Annotated in this window: 22 protein-coding genes; 8 read left to right on the top strand and 14 right to left on the bottom strand. The window is 70.8% G+C overall.

Annotated features, from left to right (window positions below; genetic code table 11):
• Window positions 1-94 precede the first annotated feature (94 nt).
• The 5 genes from lspA to tesB all read right to left on the bottom strand — a co-directional run bounded on the left by lspA (window position 95) and on the right by tesB (window position 6,991).
• Window positions 95-625, bottom strand: a complete 531-nt coding sequence (gene lspA, locus YU1_RS29055) for a signal peptidase II (RefSeq protein ID WP_035714979.1) — start codon at window positions 623-625, stop codon at window positions 95-97.
• A gap of 4 nt (window positions 626-629) precedes the next feature.
• Window positions 630-3,656: an isoleucine--tRNA ligase gene (gene ileS / locus YU1_RS0111015; RefSeq protein WP_029004106.1), complete on the bottom strand. Its 3,027-nt coding sequence runs from the start codon at window positions 3,654-3,656 to the stop codon at window positions 630-632.
• 357 nt (window positions 3,657-4,013) lie between these two features.
• A complete protein-coding gene (locus YU1_RS0111010; protein ID WP_084539806.1) occupies window positions 4,014-5,498 on the bottom strand; it encodes an ammonium transporter in 1,485 nt (494 codons plus the stop codon).
• Between the two features lie 29 nt (window positions 5,499-5,527).
• Window positions 5,528-5,866, bottom strand: a complete 339-nt coding sequence (locus YU1_RS0111005) for a P-II family nitrogen regulator (RefSeq protein ID WP_012172747.1) — start codon at window positions 5,864-5,866, stop codon at window positions 5,528-5,530.
• Between the two features lie 261 nt (window positions 5,867-6,127).
• The gene (gene tesB / locus YU1_RS0111000) at window positions 6,128-6,991 is read right to left on the bottom strand and encodes an acyl-CoA thioesterase II (protein ID WP_029004104.1); all 864 of its coding nucleotides are present in this window, start codon (window positions 6,989-6,991) and stop codon (window positions 6,128-6,130) included.
• 135 nt (window positions 6,992-7,126) lie between these two features.
• On the opposite strand from tesB, the gene YU1_RS0110995 reads away from it, so the two are divergent.
• Entirely contained in the window at window positions 7,127-8,374 is a 1,248-nt protein-coding gene (locus tag YU1_RS0110995) for a ubiquinone biosynthesis hydroxylase (RefSeq protein ID WP_029004103.1), read from the top strand.
• A gap of 28 nt (window positions 8,375-8,402) precedes the next feature.
• On the opposite strand, the gene YU1_RS0110990 is transcribed toward YU1_RS0110995, so the two are convergent.
• Window positions 8,403-8,615 (bottom strand): Trm112 family protein, encoded by a 213-nt coding sequence (locus YU1_RS0110990; protein ID WP_029004102.1) that lies wholly within the window; start codon window positions 8,613-8,615, stop codon window positions 8,403-8,405.
• A 320-nt stretch (window positions 8,616-8,935) separates the two neighbouring features.
• On the opposite strand from YU1_RS0110990, the gene YU1_RS0110985 reads away from it, so the two are divergent.
• Window positions 8,936-9,835, top strand: coding sequence for a DMT family transporter (locus YU1_RS0110985; protein ID WP_029004101.1), 900 nt, complete (start codon window positions 8,936-8,938; stop codon window positions 9,833-9,835).
• A gap of 32 nt (window positions 9,836-9,867) precedes the next feature.
• Here YU1_RS0110985 and hisS read toward each other — a convergent pair whose 3' ends face one another.
• From hisS to YU1_RS0110965, 4 genes are all read right to left on the bottom strand, one after another.
• The gene (hisS, locus tag YU1_RS0110980; RefSeq protein WP_029004100.1) at window positions 9,868-11,376 is read right to left on the bottom strand and encodes a histidine--tRNA ligase; all 1,509 of its coding nucleotides are present in this window, start codon (window positions 11,374-11,376) and stop codon (window positions 9,868-9,870) included.
• A 56-nt stretch (window positions 11,377-11,432) separates the two neighbouring features.
• Window positions 11,433-12,245 (bottom strand): MOSC domain-containing protein, encoded by an 813-nt coding sequence (locus YU1_RS29050; RefSeq protein ID WP_051356750.1) that lies wholly within the window; start codon window positions 12,243-12,245, stop codon window positions 11,433-11,435.
• Window positions 12,246-12,395: 150 nt separating this feature from the next.
• Window positions 12,396-12,881: a hypothetical protein gene (locus tag YU1_RS0110970; protein WP_029004099.1), complete on the bottom strand. Its 486-nt coding sequence runs from the start codon at window positions 12,879-12,881 to the stop codon at window positions 12,396-12,398.
• A gap of 103 nt (window positions 12,882-12,984) precedes the next feature.
• Window positions 12,985-13,563 carry a TetR/AcrR family transcriptional regulator gene (locus YU1_RS0110965; protein ID WP_029004098.1) on the bottom strand — a complete coding sequence of 193 codons (579 nt, stop codon included), beginning with the start codon at window positions 13,561-13,563 and terminating at the stop codon, window positions 12,985-12,987.
• 141 nt (window positions 13,564-13,704) lie between these two features.
• Between YU1_RS0110965 and YU1_RS0110960 the strand changes: the two genes are divergently transcribed.
• The 4 genes from YU1_RS0110960 (at window position 13,705) to YU1_RS0110945 (ending at window position 17,450) form a co-directional block, all read left to right on the top strand.
• Entirely contained in the window at window positions 13,705-14,160 is a 456-nt protein-coding gene (locus YU1_RS0110960) for a PaaI family thioesterase (RefSeq protein ID WP_029004097.1), read from the top strand.
• Window positions 14,161-14,331: 171 nt separating this feature from the next.
• Window positions 14,332-15,156: a hypothetical protein gene (locus tag YU1_RS0110955; RefSeq protein ID WP_029004096.1), complete on the top strand. Its 825-nt coding sequence runs from the start codon at window positions 14,332-14,334 to the stop codon at window positions 15,154-15,156.
• A gap of 64 nt (window positions 15,157-15,220) precedes the next feature.
• Window positions 15,221-15,934: a DNA/RNA nuclease SfsA gene (gene sfsA, locus YU1_RS0110950; protein WP_029004095.1), complete on the top strand. Its 714-nt coding sequence runs from the start codon at window positions 15,221-15,223 to the stop codon at window positions 15,932-15,934.
• A gap of 58 nt (window positions 15,935-15,992) precedes the next feature.
• Window positions 15,993-17,450 carry an FAD-binding oxidoreductase gene (locus YU1_RS0110945; protein WP_051356775.1) on the top strand — a complete coding sequence of 486 codons (1,458 nt, stop codon included), beginning with the start codon at window positions 15,993-15,995 and terminating at the stop codon, window positions 17,448-17,450.
• A 49-nt stretch (window positions 17,451-17,499) separates the two neighbouring features.
• Here the strand turns inward: YU1_RS0110945 and YU1_RS0110940 are convergent, their stop codons facing one another.
• The 4 genes from YU1_RS0110940 to YU1_RS0110925 form a co-directional block, all read right to left on the bottom strand.
• A complete protein-coding gene (locus YU1_RS0110940; RefSeq protein ID WP_051356749.1) occupies window positions 17,500-18,711 on the bottom strand; it encodes an MFS transporter in 1,212 nt (403 codons plus the stop codon).
• A gap of 158 nt (window positions 18,712-18,869) precedes the next feature.
• Complete coding sequence (locus tag YU1_RS31945; RefSeq protein WP_051356748.1) at window positions 18,870-20,915, bottom strand: SpoIIE family protein phosphatase; 2,046 nt, start codon at window positions 20,913-20,915, stop codon at window positions 18,870-18,872.
• The gene (locus tag YU1_RS0110930) at window positions 20,915-21,733 is read right to left on the bottom strand and encodes a hypothetical protein (RefSeq protein WP_029004092.1); all 819 of its coding nucleotides are present in this window, start codon (window positions 21,731-21,733) and stop codon (window positions 20,915-20,917) included. Before YU1_RS0110930 ends, YU1_RS31945 begins: the two co-directional genes overlap by 1 nt.
• Entirely contained in the window at window positions 21,720-22,466 is a 747-nt protein-coding gene (locus tag YU1_RS0110925; RefSeq protein WP_210163761.1) for a hypothetical protein, read from the bottom strand. Before YU1_RS0110925 ends, YU1_RS0110930 begins: the two co-directional genes overlap by 14 nt.
• Window positions 22,467-22,627: 161 nt before the next feature.
• Between YU1_RS0110925 and YU1_RS0110920 the strand changes: the two genes are divergently transcribed.
• Window positions 22,628-23,293, top strand: a complete 666-nt coding sequence (locus YU1_RS0110920; RefSeq protein ID WP_029004090.1) for a hypothetical protein — start codon at window positions 22,628-22,630, stop codon at window positions 23,291-23,293.
• Window positions 23,290-25,266, top strand: coding sequence for an MFS transporter (locus YU1_RS31940; RefSeq protein ID WP_051356747.1), 1,977 nt, complete (start codon window positions 23,290-23,292; stop codon window positions 25,264-25,266). Before YU1_RS0110920 ends, YU1_RS31940 begins: the two co-directional genes overlap by 4 nt.

The raw sequence follows: 25,266 nt of genomic DNA, 5'->3' as shown, positions 1-25,266 counted from the left end.
AGCGACCGTCTCATGATCTTCCGCATGGGTCCTTTCCCAATTTGCCAGGCCATTCGCATACCAGAGGCTCGCATACCAAAGGCGTCCGCGACGCTCAGGCCGGAGGATGGCCACCCTGGTCCGATGCCGCCTTAGGGCTGGCCCCAGAGGGCGGCGTTTTTGAGGCGCGCGCGAAGAGTGCATCATAAAGAAGGATCGCGACGCCCACAACGACAGCGATATCCGCCACGTTGAACACATACCAATGGTAGCCGAAGGCGTGCAGCGAGATGAAATCGAACACGCCGCCATAGACCAGCCGGTCCACGGCATTGCCGATGGCTCCGCCGATGAGCAGGCCGAGCGCCAGCCCCTCGATCCGCCGCGCGGTGCGGGCCAGCCAGACCGCGAAACCGACCGCCGCCAGCACCTTGATGGCCACCAGCACCCAGCGCCCGGTTTCGCCCTGGGGAAACAGGCCGTAGCTGATGCCGTAGTTCCACAGCACCACGAAGTCCATGAACGGCGTGATGGCGCGGATCGGCGCGCCCCAGCCGTCCGACCAGGCGAGCACGGCGGTCTTGGTGGCCTGGTCGAGGACCAGGGCCGCCAGCGCGGTCAGCACGCCGAGCCGGAGCGGTGCCATGGGCCTATTCCGCCGCCGCGCGGGCGTTGAACTCGCGCAGCGCCTGGGCGTCGCGCGGGGTCACGTCCGGATAGTCCGGGTCGGCGCCCACCTCGGGCGAGACCTTCCAGGAGCGGGCGCACTTGCGGCCGACCGCCAGGGCCGGCACCACGGCGACGCCGGGCACGTCGTCGAGCCGGAAGGCGTCCGCCGGAGCCTCGTCGGTGGCCAGGGTCGCGGCGCTGGTGATGCACACTTCCGCCAGATCGACGCCGCCGAGCGCCGCCAGCAGGTCCGGATCGGTCACGTGGATGACGGGTGCGGCCTCCAGCGAGGAGCCGATGCGCTTGGCGGCGCGCTCCACCTCCAGGGCGCCGAGCACCACGCGGCGCACCTGCCGCACCTTGCGCCACTGCTCGGCCAGCGCGGCATCGCGCCACGCCTCAGGGGTCTCAGGGAAGGTGAGGAGATGCACCGAGCCCTCTTCCGAGCCGGTCCGCGCGATGAAGGCTTCCTCGCAGGTGAAGGGCAGGATCGGCGCCAGCCAGGTGACGAGCCGGTCGAACACCTCGTTGAGCACGGTCAGGCACGCCCGCCGCGTCGGCGAGGAGATCGGGTCGCAATAGAGCGCGTCCTTGCGCACGTCGAAATAGAAGGCGGACAGCTCGTTGGTCATGAACACCGTGAGCAGCGCGTTCACCCGCTTGTAGTCGAACGCCGCATAGGCCTCGCGCACCTGCCCGTCGAGTTCGGCGAGGCGGTTGAGGATCAGGCGTTCCAGCGCCGGCATGTCGGCGAAGGCGACGCGCTCGGCGGGGTGGTAGTGGTGCAGCGAGCCCAGCAGCCAGCGCACGGTGTTGCGCAGCTTGCGGTAGGTGTCCGCCGTGGTCTTCAGGATTTCCGGGCCGATGCGCAGGTCGTCGGAATAGTCCGAGGCGCAGACCCACAGGCGCAGGATGTCGGCGCCGGATTCCTTGATGACCGACTGCGGGGCGACCACGTTGCCCAGCGACTTGGACATCTTGCGGCCGTCCTCGTCCAGCACGAAGCCGTGCGTGAGCACCACGTCGTAGGGCGGGCGCCCGCGCGTGCCGCAGCTTTCCAGCAGCGAGGAATGGAACCAGCCGCGATGCTGGTCCGAGCCTTCCAGATACATCACCCGGTCGGGGCCGTCCGGAGCGCGCTCGGCCTTCAGGTCGGGCCGCACCTCCAGGGTGAAGGCGTGGGTCGAGCCGCTGTCGAACCACACGTCCAGGATGTCGTCCACCTTGGCCCAGCCTTCGGCGGCGCGGCCCCCGAGGAAGCGCTCGCGGGCGCCGGGCTGGTACCAGGCATCCGCGCCCTCCTCCTCGAAGGCGGCGGCGATGCGGGCATTCACCTCGGCGTCGCGCAGGATCTCCACCGAGCCGTCGGCGAGCGGGCGGATGAAGACGGTGATCGGCACGCCCCAGGCGCGCTGGCGCGAGACCACCCAGTCCGGGCGGCTCTCGATCATGCCGGTGATGCGGTTCTCGCCCGCCGCCGGCACCCACTCCACGGTCTTGATGCCGGCGAGCGCGCGGGCACGCAGCGTGTCGGGCTCGTTGCCGCCGAGCGTCGCCGGGCGCGGCGCCGCCTTGCCGTCCGCGCCGCGGATGTTCTGGTCCATGGCGATGAACCATTGCGGCGTGTTGCGGAAGATCACCGGCTTCTTGGAGCGCCAGGAGTGCGGATACTGGTGCTTCAGCCGGCCGCGCGCCAAGAGGTTGCCGGCCGCCACGAGGGCGTCGATGACCGCCTGGTTGGCGTCGCCCTTCTCGCCCTTGTCGGTGATGACGCGCTTGCCTTCGAAGCCAGGCGCCTGGGCGGTGTAGAGGCTGTCCTCGTCCACAGTATAGGGGATGGCGGGGTTGATGCCGCGCTCCTCCAGCCAGCGGCGGTGCTGGGTCCAGATCTCGAAATCCTCGCGGCCGTGGCCGGGAGCGGTGTGGACGAAGCCGGTGCCGGCATCGTCGGTGACATGGTCGCCGTCGAGCAGCGGCACCTTGAAGTCGTAGCCGATGCCGGCCAGCGGATGGGCGGTGACAAGCTCGGCCAGTTCGGCTGCGGACACGTCCGCGCGTCGCGCGAAGGTGGTGGCACGGGCGGCCTTGAAAACGTCCTCCGCCAGCTTGTCGGCGAGGATCAGCCGGTCGCCGGCCTTGGCCCAATTGTCCGCCGGGGCGTCCGTGACCTCATAGAGGCCATAGGAAATCTTGGCGGAGAAGGAGATGGCGCGGTTGCCCGGCATGGTCCAGGGAGTGGTGGTCCAGATCACCACATAGGCACCGGCAAGCTCGCCGCCCTGCACCGGAAACTTCACCCACACCGTATCGCTGGTGTGGTCGTGATATTCCACCTCGGCCTCGGCCAGGGCTGTCTTCTCCACCACCGACCACATCACCGGCTTGGAGCCGCGATAGAGCAGGCCGTTGTCGGCGAACTTCATGATTTCGCGGGCGATCTGCGCCTCGCCGATGAAGCTCATGGTGGTGTAGGGGTGCTCCCAGTCGCCCTCGACGCCGAGGCGCTTGAACTCGGTGCGCTGCTCGTTCAGCCAGTGGCCGGCATAGGCGCGGCACTCCTGGCGGAAGGCGATCATGGCGGCGCTGTCCGCGAGGTCGGGCTTGGTCTTGCCCTTCTTGCGGTAGTTCTCCTCCTCGATCTTCCATTCGATCGGCAGGCCGTGGCAATCCCAGCCGGGCACGTAATTGCTGTCGTGGCCCAGCATCTGCTGCGAGCGGGTCACCACGTCCTTCAGGATCTTGTTGAGGGCGTGGCCGATATGGATGTTGCCGTTGGCGTAGGGCGGGCCGTCATGCAGCACGAAGCGCGGGCGGCCGCGTCCGGCCTCGCGCAGGCGCTCGCGCAGGCCGAGCCGCGCCCAGCGCTCCAGCAGTTCCGGCTCCTTCTTGGGCAGGCCCCCGCGCATGGGGAAGGGCGTCTGCGGCAGGAACAGGGTGGCGGAATAGTCGACGGCGTCGGACGGCGTCTTGTCGGCAGGCGTCTTGTCGGGAGGCGTCTTGTCGGTCATGGGTCGGGCTCGAATAGGGATCGTTGCGTCGCGTGCGTCACACTGCCCGGCTGACCCCGTGCGCGCTCAGGCGCGGCGGCGGGGCGCCGGGCGACTAATTCGCGCTGTCGCGACAGAGATTGCGGTCCCGAGGGGCATCGAAAAGGCCATGGCCGGCTTCTAGCAGGCAGGCCGCCGCCGGGAAAGGGCCGAATGGGCCGGGCCGGCGGGCGTCCTGCGCGGGATCGGCGGCGCGCAGCGGCAATGAAAAAGGCCCTGGCTCGTAAGCCAGGGCCCGTCTTCCCCTCTTTTTATGCGATGGCGCCCGGCGTGGGCCGGGCAGCGGAGAGGGCGGCGCCGCACGCGCCGCCCGGCCGCTCAGCTGTGGTAGGCGCGCTCGCCGTGCTCGGTGATGTCGAGACCCTCGCGCTCCTTCTCCACCGTGGCGCGCAGCCCGACGACCGCATGCACGATGTAGAACAGGATGGCGGAGCCGACGCCCGACCACACCAGGGTGATGGCGACAGCCTTGAGCTGGGCGATCACCTGGGTGGCCATGTCGTAATCCGCCACCTTGCCGGTGGTGTAGTCGAAGATGCCGGTGCCGCCGAGCGCCGGGCTGACGACGATGCCGGTGGCGATGGCGCCGAAGATGCCGCCGATGCCGTGCACGCCGAACACGTCCAGGCTGTCGTCATAGCCGAAAGCGTTCTTCACCGTGGTGCAGAAGAAGAAGCAGACGACGCCGACGACGAGGCCGGAGATGAGGGCGCCCATGATGCCGGCGAAGCCGGCCATGGGGGTGACGGCCACGAGGCCGGCCACCGCGCCCGACACGACGCCGAGCATGGAGGGCTTACCCTTGGCGAGCCATTCCACGATCATCCAGGACAGGGCCGCGGCGCAGGTGGCGATGAAGGTGTTCATCATGGCCAGCGCGGTGAGGCCGTTGGCTTCGAGGTTCGAGCCGGCGTTGAAGCCGAACCAGCCGACCCACAGCAGGCCGGCGCCGACCAGCGTGAGGGTGAGCGAGTGGGGCTGGAACGCCTCCTTGCCGAAGCCGGTGCGCTTGCCGACGATCAGGCAGCCGACGAGGGCGGCGATACCGGCATTGATGTGCACCACGGTGCCGCCGGCGAAGTCGATGGCGCCGATCTTGTAGATGTAGCCGGCATCCGCCAGCACGGCGTCGAGGGTCGCCTGGGCCGCCGCCTTGCCGCCGGCGTCAGCCGCCGCCAGGGCCTTGGCCGCCGCGTCGACCGCATCCGGGCCGGCCCAGTACCAGACCATGTGGGCCATGGGGAAATAGATGAAGGTGACCCACAGCGGCACGAACAGCACGATCGCCGAGAACTTCACGCGCTCCGCGAACGCGCCGAAGATCAGCGCCGGGGTGATCATGGCGAAGGTCATCTGGAAGGCGACGAAGGCCAGCTCCGGAATGGCCACGCCCACCGAGAAGGTGGCGCCGGCGGATTCCGTGGTGACGCCGGACATGAAGGCCTTGGAGAAGCCGCCGATGAAGTCCGAGCCGCCGGTGAAGGCCAGCGAATAGCCGTAGAGCACCCAGATGATGCCGACGACGCAGACGGTGTAGAACACCTGCATCAGCACCGAGAGCATGTTCTTGGTGCGGACGAGGCCGCCGTAGAACAGGGCCAAGCCCGGCACCGACATCATCAGCACCAGCAGCGAGGATACCAGCATCCACGCCGTATCGCCCTTGTTGATGACCGGCGCCGCAGCGGCGGCGGCCGCTGCGTCCGGCGCCGGGGTGGCGGTCTGCGCCAGAACGGGCAGCGCCAGCGCCGTAACGGCAAGGAGCGTGGGAAGTCCCACGCGGGACCACGTCTTGAGATTCATGGAAGAAGGCTCCGTGAAATGAGAAAAGATCAGAGCGCGTCGGCGTCGGTTTCGCCGGTGCGGATGCGCACCGCGTGATCGATCTGGAAGACAAAAATCTTCCCATCGCCGATCTGGCCCGTCTTGGCGGAGGCGGTAATGGCTTCGACAACCTTGGCGACCTGATCGGATGGCACCGCCACCTCGATCTTCAGCTTCGGCAGGAAGCTCACGGCATATTCGGCGCCACGATAAATTTCCGTGTGACCCTTCTGCCGGCCGTAGCCTTTCACTTCCGTGACGGTGAGCCCGTGCACTCCGATGCCGGTGAGGGCGTCGCGCACCTCTTCCAGCTTGAACGGCTTGATGATGGCCATCACGATCTTCATGGATCGGTCCCTGTCCCCGTAATGCCCCCCCGATCCGACGGATCCGGCTGGCGTTTCTCTCCGGCTCCGCCGCGCGGGACGGGGAAATCCCAACCACGGCAAGGCAAGCCTGGCTTGGGGGAATCAAGGAGCGTGCCAATTCAGGGGGATGGGGCCGTGGCGTGCTTATTTTCTCGCCAGAGCGCGCAGGGCCACGCGCATGCCGCGTTGCCGCCTCTTTTTGTGCCTATTTTTTAATCTTAAAGTCCAAGAAGTGGGCGCCTACAGGTCGCGGACCCGCATCAGCCCTTCCTGTACCGCCGATGCCACCAGCCGCCCGTCCCGCGTATAGAGCGCGCCGCGGCAGAAGCCCCGGCTCGCCTGGGCCGAGGGGCTGTCCTGGATGTAGAGCAGCCATTCGTCGGCGCGGAACGGCCGGTGGAACCACAAAGCGTGGTCGAGGCTGGCCACCTGAAGGTCGGGGTCGAACACGCTGCGCCCGTGCGGCACCAGGGCCGCCTGCAGCAGCGAGAGGTCGGACGCATAGGTCAGCACCGCCCGGTGGATCGCGGGATCGTCCGGCAGTGGGCCGCGCGTGCGCACCCAGATGCCCGGCCGCGCGTCGGAAGCCTGGCCGGCGAGGAAGGTCGGGCTGATGCCGACGGGCTTCACTTCGAGCGGGCGCAACGCCATCCAGTCCCGCGCGGCGGCGGCGGGGAAGCGCTCCAGCAGCTTCTGGCGCCAGGCGGCGTCGGAGGGCAGGTCCTCGGGCGGAGGCACCTCGGGCATCGGCGCCTGGTGGGTGATGCCCTCCTCCTCCAGCTGGAAGGAGACCGCCATGGAGAAGATCGCCTTGCCGTGCTGGATCGCCACCACCCGCCGGGTGGTGAAGCTCTTGCCGTCGCGGATGCGGTCCACTTCATAGACGATGGGGATGTTCGGATCGCCGCCCAGCAGGAAATAGCCGTGCAGCGAATGCGGCGGGCGGTCCCGCTCCACCGTCCGCTCGGCGGCCACCAGAGCCTGTGCTACCACCTGCCCTCCGAACACGCGGCCGCCGCCGGGGGAGCCGCTGCGACCCCGGAACAGATTGATCTCAAGCTGTTCCAGATCGAGGATGGTAAGAAGGGTTTCGACGTCGGTCATGGTCGGATGGAACTCGCGGCGGGACGAAGGCGGTTAGGGTGCGAGCCAGCCACGGCGCGCACCGATCCGTCAAGGTCGCGCTGGCGGACGGGATTTCGGCAGGCAGGTCCGGCTTTGGGCCGCAAGGAGAGATGAATGGGTAGGGATGGCAGGCCGGATGCGGCGGCGACCAAGGCCGACGTGGTGATTGCGGGCGGCGGGCTCGCGGGCCTGAGCCTCGCGCTGGCGCTGAAGGACGGCCTCGGCGCCGATGCGGCGATCACCGTCTATGACCCCGGCTTCGGCCGCCCGCTCACCGGCGACCGGCGCTGCTCGGCCATCGCCGCCGGCGCCCGCCGGCTGCTCACCGTGCTCGGCGTCTGGGACCAGGTGGCCGATGACGCCCAGCCCATGACCACCATGATCGTGACCGACAGCCGCACCCGCGACGTCGCCCGCCCGGTCTTCCTCACCTTCGACGGCGACGTGGAGCCCGGCGAGCCGTTCGCCTACATGGTGCCCAACGCCACGCTCCAGCGCGCGCTGACGCTGGCCTCCGAGCGCGCGGGCATCGACATGCGCGCCGCCACGGTCGCCGATTTTACCGCCGACCGCGCGGGCGTGACGGTGATGGGCAGCGACGGCGCCACGCTGCGCGCGGGATTGCTGGTGGCCTGCGACGGCGCCAAGTCGCGGCTGCGCAGCCTGGCCGGCATCACCACCACCTCCTGGGGCTACAACCAGTCGGCGATCACCTTCACCGTGGAGCACGAGCGCCCGCACGAGGGCCGGGCCGAGGAGCATTTCCTGCCCGCCGGGCCCTTCGCCACGCTGCCGCTGCCGGGCAACCGCGCCTCCATCGTCTGGACCGAGCGCACGCCCGATGCCCAGCGCATGGTCGAGCTGCCTGACTACCGCTTCCAGGAAGAGCTGGAGCAGCGCTTCGGCCATGCGCTCGGCTGGGTGAAGGTGGAGACCAGGCCGCAGGTCTATCCGCTCGGCTTCGCCATGGCGCGCAGCTTCATCGGCGAGCGGTTCGCGCTGGTGGGGGATGCGGCGCATCTCATCCATCCCATCGCCGGGCAGGGCCTCAACATGGGCCTGCGCGACGTGGCGGCGCTGGCCGAGGCGATGACGGACGCGGCCCGGGTCGGCCTCGACTTCGCCTCGCCCCAGGTGCTGGAGCGCTACCAGCGCTGGCGGCGGTTCGATACCTTCGCCATGGGGGTGGCGACCGACACGCTGAACAAGCTTTTCTCCAACCAGTCCGACGCCTTGCGGCTAGTGCGGGACGTCGGGCTCGGGCTGGTGGACCGGCTGCCGCGGCTCAAGGGGCTGTTCATCCGCGATGCCGCCGGCCTCACCGGCGCGGTGCCGAAGCTGCTGCGGGGCGAGGCGCTCTGAAGGAGCGTCCCGCCGCCGGGAACCCGCGTCAGCGCTTGATTTCGCTCTCGTCCAGGCGGCGGGCCTCGTCGGCCAGCATGATCGGGATACCGTCGCGGATCGGATAGGCGAGGCGGGCGGAGCGCGAAACCAGCTCCTGCCGGGCGCGGTCATAGTCCAGCGGGCCCTTGGTGAGGGGGCAGACCAGGATTTCCAGCAGCTTGGGATCGACCTCGTGGCCGGGGCGCTGGGTTTGGGTCATCGCTCTGTCCTTTGTCAGTCGTCACGCGCTTCGCCGCGGACTTCACCGCTCGCGACACCGTGTCATACGCCATCATGCGGGGCGCCGCCGAAGGCGTGCGCACCATATCGGCGCGCACCGGGTGGTCCAAGCGGTTTTGCCGGCGCCGGGCGCGCCGGTCACGGACCGATCCCTTGGCTTCACCCGAAGCGATGGCAGCGATCAGCACTTGTTGCTTTTCGCGGCTCCCCGCCCCGTGTAGAGCACCGCCGATGCGAGCGGCGCCGTGGGCGCCGCCGCGACCTTCGTTCCGGCGGGCCTGCCCCCGCGAGTATCGCCTTATGCCCTCCCGCGTCACCCTCGGTCTCCTGCTCGGCTTCATCGGCGTCGTCATCTTCGGCGCCACCGTGCCGGCGACGCGCATCGCCCTCAATGGCCTCGATCCCTTCTTCATCACCTTCGGCCGCGCGGCGCTGGCCGGGCTGATGGCGGGCGCCATGCTGCTGGTGCGCCGCCGGGTCCCTTGGGCGGGGCGCAAGGGCGCGTTCCGCGACCTGCTGATGGTGGTCGCCTCCCTGATGTTCGGCTTTCCCCTGCTGATGGCCTTCGGCATGCAGAGCGTGCCGGCGAGCCATGCGGGCGTGGTGCTGGGCCTGCTGCCCATCGCCACCACGCTCGGCGCCATGGTGTTCTCCGGCGAGCGGCCGAGCCCGGCCTTCATGGCCTTCAGCGGGCTCGGGGCGGCGCTGGTGCTGGTGTTCGCCGCCCGCAACGGCGGTCTGGACCGCTTCGGCACCGGCGACCTGCTGCTGCTGGGATCGGTGGCCGCCTGCGGCATCGGCTATCCGGTGAGCGCGCGCCTCGCCCGCTTCATGCGGGGCTGGGAGGTGATCGCCTGGGCGCTGGTGATCGCTCTGCCGATCACCCTGCCCGCCGCCCTCCTGTTCCTGCCGCGGGAACTGGCCGCCGTGCCGGGGCCGGCCTGGATCGGCTTCCTCTACGTGGCGGCCATGAGCCAGTTCATCGGCTTCTTCTTCTGGAACGCCGGGCTCGCCATGGGCGGGGTGGCGCGGGTGGCGCAGGTGCAACTGCTCCAGACCTTCGTCACCATCGCCCTGGCCTGGCCGATCAATGGCGAGCCGCTGGACCTGGAGACGGTGATGTTCGCGGTGGCGGTGGTGGCGGTGGTCGCCCTGGGCCGCAAGGCCAAGGTGCGCACGGCCCCGGCGCCCGCCGAATAGGCCGGACCGAGAGGCCCGGCCGTGCGTTGCGATCAGTCGTCGAGGCCGAGCGTGGGCTCGGCCCGGCGCTCCAGCACGCCACGGATGGCGTCCACCATCCCGGCTTCCTTCACCGTGACCTGCGCCGGGCGGGCGGCGCGGTATTCCGCATGGTCGGCGATGCCGGCGGCGATCTTCGCGCCCTCCACCAGATCCTTGATCTGGACCTCGCCGGCCTCCTTTTCATTCGAGCCCTGGATGATCACCGCCGGCGCGTTGCGCTTGTCGGCATATTTCATCTGCGCCTTCATGCCCGAGCCGCCGAGATACATCTCGGCGCGGATGCCGTTGGCGCGCAGCTTCGCCACCATGGCCATGTAGTCGGCGGCGCGGTCGCGATCCATCACCAGCACCACCACCGGGCCGATCTCGGCCTCGGTTTCCATCTTGCCGAGGTGCGCCAGGGCATGCAGCAGCCGCGAGACGCCGATGGAGAAGCCGGTGGCCGGCACGCTCTCGCCCCGGAAGCGCGCCACGAGGCCGTCATAGCGCCCGCCGCCAGCCACCGAGCCGAAGCGCACCGGGCGGCCCTTCTCGTCCTTCACCTCGAAGGTGAGTTCCGCCTCGTAGACCGGGCCGGTGTAATATTCGAGGCCGCGCACGACCGAGGGGTCGATGACGATGCGCCCGTCGTCATAGCCGCCGGCGGCGACGAGGGCGGCGATCTCGCGCAGCTCGGCGATGCCGGCAAGGCCGGTCTCGCTCGATCCCACCACGTCCACCAGCTTCGCAAGGCCCTCGGTGCCGGTGCCGGCGTTGACGAAGGCGAGCACCTTGTCGATGGCGGCGGCTTCAAGCCCCGCGCCCTTGGTGAAGTCGCCGCTTTCTTCCTTCGGATTTTCCCAGCGGCCAGGGCCGAGCAGGTCGCGCACGCCGGCGGCGCCGATCTTGTCCAATTTGTCGATGGCCCGCAGCACGATGAGCCGCTTGCCGGCATTCTCCGCGCCGCCGAGGCCGATGGCCTCCAGCACGCCGTCGAGCACCTTGCGGTTGTTGACCTTGATGACGTAGTCGCCGCGCGCGATGCCCACCGCCTCCAGCGTGTCGGCGGCCATCATGCAGATCTCGGCATCCGCCGCCACCGAGGGCGCACCCACCGTGTCGGCGTCGAACTGCATGAACTGGCGGAAGCGGCCCGGGCCCGGCTTCTCGTTGCGGAACACATAGCCGTTGCGATAGGAGCGGTAGGGCTTGGGCAGCGCGTCGAAATGCTCGGCCACGTAGCGCGCCAGCGGCGCGGTCAGATCGTAGCGCAGCGACAGCCACTGCTCGTCATCGTCCTGGAACGAGAACACGCCCTCGTTCGGCCGGTCCTGGTCGGGCAGGAACTTGCCCAGCGCATCGGTGTATTCGATGGCCGGGGTCTCCAGCGCCGCGAAGCCGTACAGCTCGTAGACGGCGCGGATCTTCTCCAGCATGGCGCGGGTGGCGACGAGTTCCGCCCCCGTGCGATCCACGAGGCCGCGCGGCAGGCGGGCCTTCGGCTTGGTATCGGTGGCCATGGGAAAAATGCCTGTTCTTCTTGAATCTGGTGGGCCTCGCGGCCGTCACGGGCCTCTTAAAGAAGGCGCGGCTGGGTCGCAAGTTTCGGCGCCGGCGCGCCGTCGGCGAGGCGGATGGCATCGCCCGGCCGGATCGTCCCGCCCGCCAGCACCTTGGCATAGACGCCGCAGTCCGCATGGCCATAGGCCCGGGCGAGGCCCTTGACCACATTGAGGTCGCGCGCGGCGGTGTCCGGGTTCACGCTGGTGGCGGCGCAGCGCACGGTGCGCTTGAGCACCTGGAGGCGCACCTGATCGCCCACCGCCAGCACGCGGCCGACGAGGTCGAGCTCCGAACCCGCCGCCCAGCCGTCCAGCAGCAGGTTCATGCGGAAGCGGCGCGGATCGACGGGCGCGCCCATGCGGATTTCCAGGTCGCGCACGCTGGCGAGGTTGAGCAGCGAGACGAAGCCGGCTTTCAGCGAATCCGTGAAGCGGTGGCCGTCCGGCGCGGTCAGCACGCGCAGCGCGCCCTGGGCGTCCGCGCCCATGTAGTCGGTGAAGAAGGCCTCGATGGTGGCGCGGCCCTCGGCCGTGGAGAGGTCGCCCTCCGCCAGCAGCTTGCCGTCCCGCGCCACGGTGAGGGTGGAGGTGGGCTGGTCGTAGCTTGTCTGGAGGGCGGCGAGCGTCTCGTCGCGCATCAGCACCAGGAAGGCGGTCTTGGGCTTGTATTCGGGCGCGGCCGGGTCGAAGCCGCTGGGGCCGTTCTCGATGGCGTGCAGCCGGTCACCGGGAAAATAAGCGCCGGCCACCAGTTCGATGCTGTCCAGCGCCTCGTGCGACAGCCCCTTCACGGGATAGCGGTGGATGGCGGCAAGCTCTGCGGTCATGGCGGTCCCCGGGGCGGCGAGGGCTAAAGCACGCGCCGATCAGCTTGCGATGCAAGCTGATCGGATCGCGCTCTAAGGGCTCGCACCCGCCACGGGCGTGGTCAAGCGGCGGCCGCGCAGGCGTGCCATGCACGCTCGCCCCGGACCGCCTCAGCGGGCGGCGGCGGTTCCCTGCCGGGCGAGGACGAAGATCTGGGCGGCGAGGCCGACGACGAGCAGGCCGAGCAGGCTGCCCTGCGCGCCGAGCAGCAGCGGCGCATGCAGGTCCGTGACCAGCGGGTGGCCATCCGGCACGCGGCGCAGGACCTCGGTGACGGTGGGCAGCATCAGCAGGAAGGTGGCGAAGCTCAGGCAGATGGTCTCCGCATATCGCCCCGCGCGTCCCAGCGGCAGGAAGCCGACGCCGTAGCCGGCGAGCAGCAGGACGAGGGTGAGGGCGCCGATGACATAGCTGACGGGGGCGTGCGCGACGAGAAACACCGTGGCGGCGCCGATCAGCATGGAGACGAAATAGATGAGGCCGGCGGTGGAGCGCGGCACGATCCGGCCGTAGCGCGCGAACATGTACAGGGCGACGGGAATGGCCGGCAGGCTGCCGAGCGTGTGCAGCCAGCCAAGGGGAGAGATGCCGAACATGGGGCGGTCCTTTTCAGCGGGGGGATGGATGGGGATGCGTATACCTACTAGTAAGTAGTTTTTGAGCGAGGCACGGGTCGGCCGCCTCTCCGTCCTGTCGCGGTCAGGGGGCGAGGCGTTCCAGCAGCGGGCGGGTGATGAGGCCGAACATGGCGGGGTCGCCATAGGCGCGGGCCGAGAGCATGGCCCCGTGCACGGTGGCCATGAAGGCTTCCGCCTCGGCGTCCGGCGTTCCGGCCAGGCGCAGGGTGCCCGCGCGGGCGCCACGGCCCAGCACGGATGTCAGCCAGGCCGACAGGGCGCGGAAATGCGCGCGCACCTCGACCACCACGTCGTCGGGCAGCACCGGGATCTGGCCCGCCAGCAAGGCGCAGACGCAGAAGGGCGCGGTGGCGTCCGTGATGCAGGCTTCCCAATAGCCGGTATAGGCGCGCAGTTGCGCCGCCGGCTCCGGGACGTTGCGCTCCAGCGCGGCGATGGCGGCGGCGGCCTCCGCGCGATAGCGGGAGACGAGCGTGCGCACCAGGTCGGGCTTGGTGGGGAAATGGTGGTGGATGCTGGCGTTGCGGATGCCGACCACCTTGGCGATGTCGGCATAGCTGAAGCCGTTGTAGCCGCCCGCGAGGATCAGCGTGCGGGCGCAGGTGAGGATGTCGTCGGCGGTGGTGGCGGATCGGCTCATGCGGTGCGTATACCTTCTAGTAGGTAGATTGACAAGGGCCGGTGCGATGACGCCTCCTTGCGGTGTCCCGCGCCCCGCCCCCCTTGGCGGTGCTTCCGGGGGCACGGGCGGGACGATGCCCGCAATGGGGGGACGATGCCGATGCCTGCCTTCGAGCCCGGCGATCCTGACTACCAGCGCCGCGTGCGCGACAGCTTCGCCCGTCAGCCTTTCATGGCGACGCTGGGCGCCGAGCTCGCCGCCGTGACGCCGGGGCGGGTGGAGGTGGTGCTGCCCTATGCCGAGGGCGTCACCCAGCAGCACGGCTTCTTCCACGGCGGCTCCATCGGCGCCATCGCCGACACGGCGGGCGGCTATGCGGCGTTCACGCTGTTTCCGGCGGAGTCCACGGTGCTGACCGTGGAATACAAGATCAACATCATGGCGCCGGGCAAGGGCGAGCGGCTGGTGGCCATCGGCGAGGTGGTCCGCTCCGGCCGCACGCTCACCATCGTCCGGGTGGACGTGCATGCGGAGGCGGCGGGCGCGCGCACCTTGTGCGCCACCGCCACCCAGACGCTGATCTGCCTCGCCGGCCGCAGCGACGGCCCGGCCTGAGCGGCCGCGCGCCGCGCCGGCGGCGCAAGCCCGAGGCAAGGGATCGCCCGCCTAATCGCTTTGTCGCAAAGCTGACGCCCGGCCTCAGGCCGCGCGCGGCGCGCCTTGGGCGATTGGGGGAGAGCGATGCGGTTTCTGTCGAGGGCACGGTCCGCCGGCCGGAGCGGCGCGATGCTGCGGGTCAGGCATTTCGCCATCGCGGGCCTCGCCGTCGCCGGCTTCCTCGTCGCCAGTCCCGCGCTGGCGGACGAGCTCAGCTTCGAGCCGGCCGGCGCCCCGTCCGCTTACGCCATTCCCGACGTGCAGCCGGACGTGCGCGGCATCGCCCCGGGCATGACTGAGGCGGAGGTCCGCGCCGCCTTGGCGAAGGCCTATCCCGGCGTGCTGCCGGACGCCACCCGGGCCAACATCACCTATGTGCGCGACGGCGTGGTGTTCCGCTCCCGCCCGGTGCTGGCGCAGGTGTCGGTGCTGGCGCAGACGCAGGCCGGGCAGGACGAACTGACGGTCAATTTCGGCCTGCCCACCACCGGGAGCCCGGCGCTCGGCATCCAGCGCCGCATGGACTTCGCCAACGGCCCCGCCGCGCCGCGCGTCGCCGCTCTGGCCGCCCAGGTGATCGAGAAATACGGCCCGCCCTCGTTCGAGCGCAGCGACGCGCGCTATGGCGGGCGCACCCTCATCTGGCTGTTCGGCGGCGGCAAGGCGCAGGCCTGCGGCGGCACCAAGCCCGCCTGCCCCTATATCTCGGCGTCCTTCGCCATCGGCCGGCTCGATGCCTACCGCAAGGCGGTGGAGGACAAGAGCGAGCTGATGATCCAGGTGGACCTCATCGGCCACATGCAGGACCCCGCGCGGGTGAAGACCTTCAAGACCACGCTGGCCGACAATCGCGGCGCGGTGGCGACCTATGAGGCCGCGCAGGAGCAGATCCTCGCCGTGGTCGACGGCCGCATGGCCGAGAGCCGCACCGGGGCGGGCGTGCCCAAGCTCTGAGGGCTCGACAGGCCGGCCGCGCGGTGCTCCAAGCGGCGGGACCTCCCGCCGAGAGCCTGCCCGCATGCGCTTCCCCGAACCCCTCGTCCCCGCCACCCTGGTGCGCCGCTACAAGCGCTTCCTGGCCGACGTGGTGCTGGCGGACGGGTCCGAGGTCACCGTCCACGTGGCCAATTCCGGCGCCATGCTGGGGCTGATGGCGCCCGGCGCGCGGGTCTGGCTGGCGCCCAAGGCGGGGCGGGGGCTGAAGCTGCCCTACGGCTGGGAGCTGGTGGAGGCCGATTTCGGCGCCGGGCCCGAGCTGGTGGGCGTCAACACCATGCATCCCAACGCCTTGGTGGCCGAGGCCATCGCCGCCGGACAGGTGCCGGAGCTGGCCGGCTATGACCGCCTGCGGCGCGAGGTGAAATATGGGGTGAACAGCCGCATCGACCTGCTGCTGGAAGGCGAGGGGCGCCCGCCGTGCTTCGTCGAGGTGAAGAACGTGCATCTCATGCGCCGGCCCGGCATGGCCGAGTTTCCCGATTGCGCCACCGCGCGCGGGGCCAAGCATCTGGCCGAACTCGCCGCCGAGGCGCGCGCCGGACACCGGGCGGTGATGGTCTATCTCAGCCAGATCGCCTCGGCGCGCGAGATCCGCCTCGCCCGCGACCTCGACCCGGTTTATGGCCGCGCCTTCGATCTCGCCCGCGCGGCGGGGGTGGAGGCCATCGGCCTCGTCTGCCGCATCGACGCGGAGGGGATCGCGGTGGCGGGGGCCATCCCCATGCTGGGCTGACTGCGAACAGCGTTGGAGCCGCTTGCCCGCCGCCCGGCTCTGGGGCACTTTCCGCCCCATGTCGAGCACAGCCCCCCGCCCCATCCTCCTGCCCGCCGACCGTCTCGCGAGCGCCCTGGAGCGCATCGCCCAGCGCATCGGCCCGGCTTATGTCCTGACCGCGCCGTCCGACATGGACGGCTATCTCGTGGAGCAGCGCGGCCTGTTCCGCGGCACCACGCCCGCCGTGGTGCGGCCCGGCTCCACCGAGGAGGTGGCCTTCGTGGTGAAGGCCTGCGCCGAGGCGGGCATCCCGATCGTGCCGCAGGGCGGCAACACCGGCCTCGTGGGCGGGCAGGTGCCGTTCGGCGCGCTGCTGCTCTCGCTCGGCCGCCTCAACAAGGTGCGCGCGCTGGACGCCACCGATTTGACGCTCACCGCCGAGGCCGGCTGCACCCTGCACCAGATCCAGCAGGCGGCGGCGGCGGCGGACTGCCTGTTCCCGCTCTCCATCGCCTCGGAAGGCACCTGCCAGATCGGCGGCAACCTCGCCACCAATGCCGGCGGCACCGCCGTGCTGCGCTACGGCAACACCCGCGACCTCGCCCTCGGCCTGGAAGTGGTACTGGCGGACGGGCGGGTGTGGAACGGCCTGTCGCGCCTGCGCAAGGACAATACCGGCTACGACCTGAAGAACCTGTTCGTCGGTTCGGAGGGCACGCTCGGCATCATCACCGCCGCCGTGCTGCGCCTGTTCCCCAAGCCGCGCCAGCGCGCCACCGCGCTGGTCGGGGTCGCCGATGTGCACCAGGTGCTGGCGCTGTTCCGCCGCCTGCGCGCGGTGGCGGGCGACACGCTGACCGGCTTCGAGTTCCTGCCCGACTTCGGCATGGAGACGGTGCTCGCCCACATGCCCGGCGCGGTGCGGGCGATCCAGGGCCGCCACGCCTTCTATGCCCTGGCCGAGCTGACCTCCACCCGCCAGGACGACGACCTCGCCGCCATGGTGGAGGCGGTTCTCGGCGAAGCCTTCGAGGCGGGCGAGGTGGAGGATGCGGTGATCGCCGCCAGCGAGAGCCAGTCGCTCGCCTTGTGGAAGCTGCGCGAGGACCTGTCCGAGGCGCAGAAGTTCGAGGGCGGCTCCATCAAGCACGACGTCTCGGTGCCGGTATCCAAGGTGGCCGAGTTCGTCGAGAAGGCCACCGCCGCCTGCGAGGCGCACATGCCGGACCTGCGGGTCTGCGCCTTCGGCCATATCGGCGACGGCAACGTGCACTTCAACCTCAGCCAGCCCGTGGGCATGGACAAGCAGGCCTATCTGGAGAGCTGGGAAGGCTTCAACCGCATCGTCCACGACCTCGTGGCGTCCTACGGCGGCTCGATCTCCGCCGAGCACGGCATCGGCATCCTGAAGCGCGAGGAACTGGTCCACTACAAGGACGAGGTGGCCCTCGACGTGATGGCCGCGCTGAAGGCGGCGCTCGACCCCGCCGGCCTGCTCAACCCCGGCAAGGTGCTGCTGCCCAAGGCGGAGTGAACGCCCGGCCTCCGCCCGGCGGTGCTCCCGCCGGGCCGGCCCACGGGCCTCAGTAGGCCCGCTTGACGCCGAGCGCGGTGAAGATGGCGAGGCAGAGCGGCACCGCCGCGGCCAGGAACACCATCCGCGAGAAATGGTGGTCCATCAGCGCGCCATAGACGAGCGGGGCCCCCAGCGAGCCGATGTCGAAGCCCGAATAGACCACGCCGAAGACCTTGCCCGTCGCCCCCTTGGGCGCCGCGCGGCGCACCAGCACGTCGCGCGAGGGCATGGACAGCCCGATGGCGAGGCCGATGCCGATCAGCAGCCCGGCGGTGACGAAGGCCGGCGGCGCGCCGAGCGGGATCAGCGCCGCGCAGACGGCGGCGGCGGCGAGCCCGCTCATGGCGATGCGGTGGTGGTGGGTGGCGCGGTCGGCCAGCACCCCGCCGGCCAGCACGCCGGCGGCGGTGGCGAGCTGGTAGGCGGTGATGGTCAGCGTGGCGAAGCCGGCCGAGAACAGGAAGCCCTCCTGCAACGCCGCGATGCTGAAGTTCTGGATCCCCACCAGCGCCAGCGAGGACAGGAAGAAATAGAGGAAGGCCAGCAACACCACGGGCATCATCAGCACGCGGGTGAAGGAGAGCGGCGGGGCGGTCTCGCCGCCCGCCTTGGCGTGCTCGTGGCTGGTGGGGCTGTGCAGCACCGGGCGGACCAGGACCAGCGCCAGGGTCAGCCCCAGCGCGGCGAGGCCCATGGTGGTGAGCGCCACCCGCCAGCCGAACGCCAGCGCCAGCGCGCCGGAGACCAGGGGCGAGGCTGCGAAGCCGAAGTTGCCGGCGATCACATGGGCGGCGAACGCCCGGCCGAGCCGCTCCGGCGAGATGCGGTGGCTGAGGATGGAGAGGTCCGCCGGGTGGTAGACCGCATTGCCGAGCCCGGCCAGCAGCACCAGCGGCAGCATCAGCCAATAGGTCGGCGCCAGCCCCACGGCGGCGATGGCGCCGCCGTGCAGCGCCATGCCGCCCAGCAGCAGCCGGTGGGCGCCGAAGCGGTCCACCAGGATGCCCGCCAGCACCTGGCCGGAGCCGGAGGCGAGATAGAAGACCGAGAGCAGCAGGCCCAGCTCGGTGAAGGACACGCCGAGGTCCGCGCGCATGGCGATGAACAAGGGCGCGAAGGAGAGCTGGAGCAGATGGCTGGTGAAATGGGCCGTGCCCACGGCGGAGATGGTGGCGAACTCGCGCGAAGGGGCGGGCAGGCGGGCTGCGGCTACGGACACGGCGCTTCTCCGGACGCCGGTCTCGTATTCGCGGGCCGGCTTGAGGGTTAGTACCCTGGTTCGCGCCGCGCGGAAACGGCGGGAGCAATGCTCCACGCACATGGCCCGCCGCCGGCGCCGCAGGACAGACGGTAATGTGGTGGTTGCCGCCGGCCGGCCTACAGGCTGTGGCGCCGGGCGCTGCCGCCGAAATAGCGCAGGGTCAGGCAGGTGATGTCGTCCGCCTGCGGCGCGCCGCGCTCGAAGGCGCGCACCGAGGCCAGCACGCGCTGCGGCGTCTCCGGCACCGGCCAGTGGGCGGCGTCCTCCGTCAGCAGGTGCGCCAGCCGGTCGTCGCCATAGGCGTTGCCGTCGACGTCGAACGCCTCGGTCACGCCGTCGGTGTAGAGGAACAGCGTGTCGCCCGGCGACAGGGTCAGCTCGCCTTCCTGGTAGACGAAGCCCTCCATCACCGCCACCGCCATGCCGCGGGTGGAGGGCACGATGGAGACGGCGTTGGCCTGGGTGATCTTGTACGGCAAATTGTGGCCGGCGTTGACGTAGGAGACCTTGCCGCTCTCCAGGTCGATGACGCCGTAGAACAGGGTCACGAACAGCATCTGCTCGTTTTCCAGCGCCAGCAGGTCGTTGAGGCGGCGGACGCTGCTGGACGGCGAGCGCTCGAACAGCGCGGTCGAGCGCAGCAGGGTGCGCGAGATGGCCATGAACAGCGCCGCCGGCACGCCCTTGCCGGACACGTCGGCGACCACGAAGCCGAGCGTCTGGTCGTCGATCAGGAAGTAGTCGTAGAAATCGCCGCCGACCTCGCGGGCCGGGGTCATGTGGCCGTGCACGGCGATGCGCGGATTGGGCGGGAATTCCTTCGGCAGGATGGCGAGCTGCACCTGCGCGGCGATCTCCAGCTCCTGCTGGAGACCGGCCAGCTTGGTCTTGGTGATCAGGGCCTCGCGCAGTTCCACCACCATGGCGGACAGCCGGGTGTGCTGCTCGACGATGCGCCGCGACAGATCGTGCAGCACGCGGGCGACGCGGCGCAGCTCGTCCTCGCCGGTATCGGTGTCGGAGCGCAGCAGCGCCAGCACTTCCTCGCGGTCGGTGGGGTCGATGGCGTCGGCCAGGGCCTGCAATTCGGCGGAGATCACCACTTCCTGGCGGCGGCGCACCCGCTCGCGCTGGCGGCGGGTCTCGGCCAGCGCCTGGGCATTGGCCCGGAACGCCACCACGGCGGCGGCGATGCGGCCGATCTCGTCCTTGCCCTGGTGCTCCAGCGTCACCGAGGTGTCGCCGCGCGACAGCGCCTGGAGCACGTCGATGGCCCGTTCCAGCGGCCGGAAGCTGTACCACAGGAACATGTTGAGGCCGATGATGCCGATGAGCGACAGCCCGAGGCTGACGGCGATGCCGGCGCGGCGGATGCCCTGGGCGTTGGTGATGCCCTCGGTATTGTCCACCATGCTCACCAGCGCGCCCACGGTGCCGCCGCTGACATCGGGAACCGGGATGCTGGTGACGCTGAAGATGCGGCCGTCCAGCGCCACCGTCTCGCGCAGCGGCTGGCGCGGCGAGATGACGAGGCCGGCCTTGCGCCAGGCCTCCGCATTGGTGGTGGCGGCGAGCACGCCGCGCAGGGTGATCAGGGTGGTGGTGGCCTCGATGCTGGCGGCGAAGCGGCGCACCGCCGCCCCGGCGTCGCGGCCGAGCACCAGCATGGCCTGCTCGCCGTCGGAGAAGGTGACCCGCCGCGCCGCCACCACCAGGATCTGGTTGGCCGAGACCTGGCGCAGGCCGGAGACATTCTGCCCGGCGAATACCCGGTCGATGCTGTCCGCGTCCAGCAGCCCGCGCCCCGGCGTGCCGTTGGCCACCAGCACCTCGCGGTCCTCGGCGACCACCTCATAGATCGGCGGGGTGGTGTCGGAGAAGATGTCCAGCCCGTTGAGCGCCGCCAGCGTCGCGCCGCGGTCGGTGCTGCGCAGGGAGGCCATCAGGCTGGCCGAGCCGGCGACGGTGTCGAGGCTCTTTTCCAGGGTGGCGGACTGGACGGTGACGATCTCGCGCCACAGCGCGCCCTGGCCGAGGATCACCACATTGGACAGGCGGTCCTCCTCCATGCGGTCGCGCAGCACGAGGAGGCCAAGGAAGCAGCCCACCAGCACGACGAAGCCGGCGGCGACGAGAAGGGTGATGCGGGTGCGCAGAAGCATCAGCTGCCCCGCTCGCTCTGGCTGCCGCGCGGCAGCGCCTCGCGCCGGATGCGTTCCACCTCCGGCCGCAGCCGGCCGTCGAAATCAACCGCCAGCAATTCTTCCGCATAGGCCTGGAAGGCGGCCCATTTGTCGCCGACCCGGCGGGCGCCGCGGGACAAAGCCTCGAACGCCTGCGCCACCGGCGAGCGGCCGATGGCGGCCGATTGCGGCCCTCCGTCCAACTCGCCGGCCACATTGTGCGCCATGGCGGCGGCGAGGCGCTGCCGCCGCCGTTCCAGGGCGCCGCCGGCCACCAGCCCGGAGGCGATGCCGGCCACGGCGGCGAACGCCAGCACGGCGCCGGCCACCTGGAGGGTCAGGGCGGCGAAGGTGCCGCTGAAGGCGAGCGGGCTGGTGGTCACGTCCACCTGCCCGAGGGCGAGGCCATCCACGGCGATCGGCGCGGACACCGTGTCGGTGCCGGCCAGCGGCCCGATGGCGCTGCGCACCTCGCGCCCGTCCGGGCCGCGCACCACGATGCGGGCGATGCCCGGCGTCTGGTTCAGGGTCTGGGCGAGATAGCCCTCGACGCCGGGAATGAGCTTGAGCGGGATGCCGAACCGCGCCGCCTTCTCGAACTGCATGGCGAGGGCGCGGGCGAGCGAGCCGCCGATCACGGTGACGTCGCGCCGGGCGGTCTCCTCGACGCTGGCCTTGAAGCCGGACACCAGCACGGCGCCGCCGACGCCGCCGACCAGCAGCGTGAGCAGGAAGGCGAACAGGCCGGTGAGCAGCCGGGCGCGGCCGCGCGGCAGGGCCTCGTCAGATCCCGTCATCGAGCGCCTCCAGCTGCTTGAGGCCGGCGTCGATGCGCTCCTCGCTGCGGGTCCAGGTGCGCCGGGTCTGCTGCGCCAGCTGTTCGAGGCCGCGGCCGGCGGGGGCGGACGCCGCCTCGCCGCGCAGGATGCGCGCCGCGTTGCCGAACGGCCGGGTCATCAGCGCGCCGAAGGCGAAGGCCAGGAGGCCGGCGGCGAGGATGCCGGCGCCTCCGACGGCCAGCGTGCGCCAGGCGAGGTCCACCAGCATGCGCTCGTTGCGGTTGGCGCGGGCGTCGTCGGAGACCGACACGGCGATGCCGCCGGCAAAGCCCAGGTCGTTGTCGAAGCGGGTGACGTAGACCGTCTCGCCGCGGCCGGGGACGGTCCAGATGCCGTCGTCGCGCATCTGGGTGGTCCAGGCGGGCGGCACCTCCTCGCCCACCGCGCCGCGATCGGTGCTGTAGACCGAGCGGCCCTGGGCGTTGAACACGTCGATGGCCTGCACCGCCGCGTCCGCCGCCGTCTCGCGCTCGATGCGCGCCTGGAGCGAGGACACCTGGTCGAGCGCCAGGCCGATGGCGAGGTTGGCCTCGGTGGCGCTGCGCAGGCTGCCCAGCAGGTGGGATACCCGGGCCCGCTCGATGTCGGCGGTGACTTTTTGACTCGCGAAAAAGGCCCCCGTCGCCACGACCAGCAGGGTCGCGAGCAGAGCTGCGGCAACGAATAATGCGAGTCGACCGACAAAAGTCATGAAGCAGACGGTAATAGGCAGGCCGGCGGGACGTTAGCCGCACGCTCGTCGCCAAACCAGAGCAAAAACCGGAACCGGGTCAAAAAAGCCACTCCCCACCAAACCGCTTTCCATCGCATGCGTCGCCTGACACAGTGACCTGCCCCCCGAGCCGCGCCGAAATGACCCGTACCACTGCCGTCCTGATCGCCCTGTTCGCCATGATTGCCGCGGCCTGCGTGGCCTTCGGCGCCTATTTCGCCTACGCCACCCTGCTCAACGCCAACCGTGCCGCGGTGGAGGCGCGCTTCGCCATCACCGCGCAGCGAATCGGCGCCACGGCGGAGCTGGCGTCGGGCCTGGGCATCGCCCTGCCGGCGCAGCAGACACTGCCGGACCTGCTGCGGCGGGAGGCGCGAATCGATACCGCCATCCGCGCCATCGACGTGGCGGACGAGCGCGGCCACGTGCTGTTCAGCAGCGATCCGGACCGCGCCGGGCGTGACGAACCCGCGCACCCCGCCGACAGCGTGTCGCGGGTGATGGAGAACGACCTGGAGGCGCGGATCGGCCGGGTGATCGTGCATTACGACCCGGTGATCCTGGCCGCCGGCGCCGAGGCGCTGGCCGCGGACCTGCGCTTCATCGCCATCCCGACCCTGGCGGCGGCGGCGCTCGCCACCATCGCGGTCGGCCTGCTGCTGGCCGCCAGCCTCAGGCGCTCGCTGCGGCGGGCGGCGGACCCCGGCTCCTGGCCGGAGCCCGCCCGCGCCGCGCTGGCGAGCGTCGACGCCGCCCATGCCGCCGTGCTGAAGCGCGACGCCAGCCCGGCGGGGGGGCGGCCGTGATCGGCATCGGCCTGCGCGGCGGCATCTCCGCCGCCATCATCGTCATCCTGTGCGCCGCGCTCGGCATGATCGCCTGGGGCGCGCAGCGCGCCGCCGTGCGCACCATCGTCCCGACCATCGTCGCCAAGGCCGAATCGGTCGGCCGCTCCGCCGCCGCGCTGGTGGAGACCGCGGTGGAGGCCGGCATCCCGATGGAGAAGCTGGCCGGCGTGCCCGCCTATTTCGAGGATCTGCGCAGCCAGAACAGCGAACTGTCCGAGATCCGCCTGACGCAGGGCGGCACCGTGCTGTTCCAGTCCGGCGAGCGCGAGCAGCCCGACTGGCCGCAGGTCCGCGTCCCGGTGGCGGTGGAGGATGGGCCGAGCCTCGGCGACATCGTCATCTTCATCGACCCGAGCATCATTTCCGAGCAGGTGGCGGCGGTGCTCGTCGATGTCGCCTTCATCGGCGTCGTCGCCCTGCTGATCGCGCTGGAACTGGTGGCCCTGGTGGTCGGCGCGCGCGGCGTCAGCGTGCTGGCCGGGGTCGAGGCGCGGGTGCGCGACCTGGCGCGCGGCCGGCTGGTGCGGCATGAGGGCGCCGACGGCGACCGCCTCATCGCCCCCATCGACCGGCAGCTGAACGCCTTGGCCTCGCGCCACGCCTTCGCCCGCGACGAGGCCGAGCGGCGGGGCGATGCCCGGGCGCTGGCGACGCTGGACGCGGTGGCGGCCAAGACCGGGCTCGGCTCGGTCCACAGCGTCGGCAACCAGGCGGCGGCGGTGGTCCGCCCGGCGCTGTTCCTGTTCATGCTGGCGGAGGAACTGACCCGCCCGTTCCTGCCGCGCTACGTGCAGTCGATCGCCCCGGCCAGCCTGCCGATCAGCCCGGACGTGGCCATCAGCCTGCCCATCGTCGCCTTCATGGCGGCGGTGGCGCTCTGCCAATTGCCGTTCGCCGCGCTGTCCGAGCGCATCGGCCGGCGCGGCGGCTTCATGCTCGGCGCCGGGCTCGCCGCCTGCGGCTACGTGCTGTCGGGGCTGACGGGGAGCTATTTCGTCTTCCTCGGCGCCCGCGTGCTGTCGGCGGTGGGCTACGCTCTGGTGTTCGTCTCCGCCCAGGGCCACGTGGTGGATCGCTCCGCCCCCTCCGAGCGGGCCGAGGGGCTCGCGGTCTTCGTGCGCGCCATCATGGTGGCGGCGCTGTGCGGGCCGCCCATCGGCGGCGTGATCGGCGACCGGCTGGGCGGCAACATCGCCTTCCTGTTCTCCGGCGGCCTCGCCGCCCTGGCGCTGGTGCTGGCCGGGCTGAGCCTGCCGGCCTCGCAGCGGCGCGGCGGCGCGCACGGCCTCGGCCTCACCGACCTGAAGGCCGCCATCCAGGCGCCGCGCCTCGCCGCGCTGCTGTTCGGCTGCGCCTTCCCGGCCAAGTTCATCCTCGCCGCGCTGTGCTTCTACCTGATCCCGGTGGAGCTCCAGCGCGAGGGCTTCTCCTCGGCCGCCGTCGGCCGGCTGCAGATGATCTACCCGGTCATCATGGTGCTCGGCGTGCCGCTGTTCGCGGCGCTGGCCGACCGCTGGTCGGCGCGCGCCGGCTTCGTCGCCGCCGGCGGCACGCTGGCCGGGGCGGGGGCGCTGCTGGTGGCCTTCGGCACCTCGCCGGTGATCCTCGCTTTGGTGCTGGCGCTGCTCGGCATCGGCCAGGCGATGTCGATCGCGCCGCAGTCCGCCCTGGTCGCCGACAGCGCCCGCCATGTGCCGGGCGGCCATTCGGCCGGGGTGCTCGGCCTGTTCCGGCTGGTGGAGCGCAGCGGCAATGCGGTCGGCCCCGCCGCCGCCGGCTTCCTTTTGGGAAGTGTCGGATTCGTAACTTCCATGATGACCGTGGGTGGCCTAGTGGTATTCGGCGCGGCGGCATTCATCCTGTCCGGCCGCGTGCCGGCGCGCCGCGACCGCGGGTCGCCGGCCGCTCCCGAGGAGGCTTCGGTGCCATGA

The organism is Azorhizobium doebereinerae UFLA1-100 (assembly GCF_000473085.1).
Lineage (GTDB): Bacteria > Pseudomonadota > Alphaproteobacteria > Rhizobiales > Xanthobacteraceae > Azorhizobium > Azorhizobium doebereinerae.
The sequence above is the reverse complement of the archived record's forward strand: the minus strand, read 5'-3'. Positions and strand labels throughout refer to the sequence as shown.

Excerpts from the sequence above, each read along its gene's own strand:
- lspA (WP_035714979.1), bottom strand. The coding sequence starts at position 625 with ATGGCACCGCTCCGGCTCGGCGTGCTGACCGCGCTGGCGGCCCTGGTC.
- ileS (WP_029004106.1), bottom strand. The coding sequence starts at position 3,656 with ATGACCGACAAGACGCCTCCCGACAAGACGCCTGCCGACAAGACGCCG.
- YU1_RS0111010 (WP_084539806.1), bottom strand. The coding sequence starts at position 5,498 with ATGAATCTCAAGACGTGGTCCCGCGTGGGACTTCCCACGCTCCTTGCC.
- YU1_RS0111005 (WP_012172747.1), bottom strand. The coding sequence starts at position 5,866 with ATGAAGATCGTGATGGCCATCATCAAGCCGTTCAAGCTGGAAGAGGTG.
- tesB (WP_029004104.1), bottom strand. The coding sequence starts at position 6,991 with ATGACCGACGTCGAAACCCTTCTTACCATCCTCGATCTGGAACAGCTT.
- YU1_RS0110995 (WP_029004103.1), top strand. The coding sequence starts at position 7,127 with ATGGGTAGGGATGGCAGGCCGGATGCGGCGGCGACCAAGGCCGACGTG.
- YU1_RS0110990 (WP_029004102.1), bottom strand. The coding sequence starts at position 8,615 with ATGACCCAAACCCAGCGCCCCGGCCACGAGGTCGATCCCAAGCTGCTG.
- YU1_RS0110985 (WP_029004101.1), top strand. The coding sequence starts at position 8,936 with ATGCCCTCCCGCGTCACCCTCGGTCTCCTGCTCGGCTTCATCGGCGTC.
- hisS (WP_029004100.1), bottom strand. The coding sequence starts at position 11,376 with ATGGCCACCGATACCAAGCCGAAGGCCCGCCTGCCGCGCGGCCTCGTG.
- YU1_RS29050 (WP_051356750.1), bottom strand. The coding sequence starts at position 12,245 with ATGACCGCAGAGCTTGCCGCCATCCACCGCTATCCCGTGAAGGGGCTG.
- YU1_RS0110970 (WP_029004099.1), bottom strand. The coding sequence starts at position 12,881 with ATGTTCGGCATCTCTCCCCTTGGCTGGCTGCACACGCTCGGCAGCCTG.
- YU1_RS0110965 (WP_029004098.1), bottom strand. The coding sequence starts at position 13,563 with ATGAGCCGATCCGCCACCACCGCCGACGACATCCTCACCTGCGCCCGC.
- YU1_RS0110960 (WP_029004097.1), top strand. The coding sequence starts at position 13,705 with ATGCCTGCCTTCGAGCCCGGCGATCCTGACTACCAGCGCCGCGTGCGC.
- YU1_RS0110955 (WP_029004096.1), top strand. The coding sequence starts at position 14,332 with ATGCTGCGGGTCAGGCATTTCGCCATCGCGGGCCTCGCCGTCGCCGGC.
- sfsA (WP_029004095.1), top strand. The coding sequence starts at position 15,221 with ATGCGCTTCCCCGAACCCCTCGTCCCCGCCACCCTGGTGCGCCGCTAC.
- YU1_RS0110945 (WP_051356775.1), top strand. The coding sequence starts at position 15,993 with ATGTCGAGCACAGCCCCCCGCCCCATCCTCCTGCCCGCCGACCGTCTC.
- YU1_RS31945 (WP_051356748.1), bottom strand. The coding sequence starts at position 20,915 with ATGCTTCTGCGCACCCGCATCACCCTTCTCGTCGCCGCCGGCTTCGTC.
- YU1_RS0110930 (WP_029004092.1), bottom strand. The coding sequence starts at position 21,733 with ATGACGGGATCTGACGAGGCCCTGCCGCGCGGCCGCGCCCGGCTGCTC.
- YU1_RS0110925 (WP_210163761.1), bottom strand. The coding sequence starts at position 22,466 with ATGACTTTTGTCGGTCGACTCGCATTATTCGTTGCCGCAGCTCTGCTC.
- YU1_RS0110920 (WP_029004090.1), top strand. The coding sequence starts at position 22,628 with ATGACCCGTACCACTGCCGTCCTGATCGCCCTGTTCGCCATGATTGCC.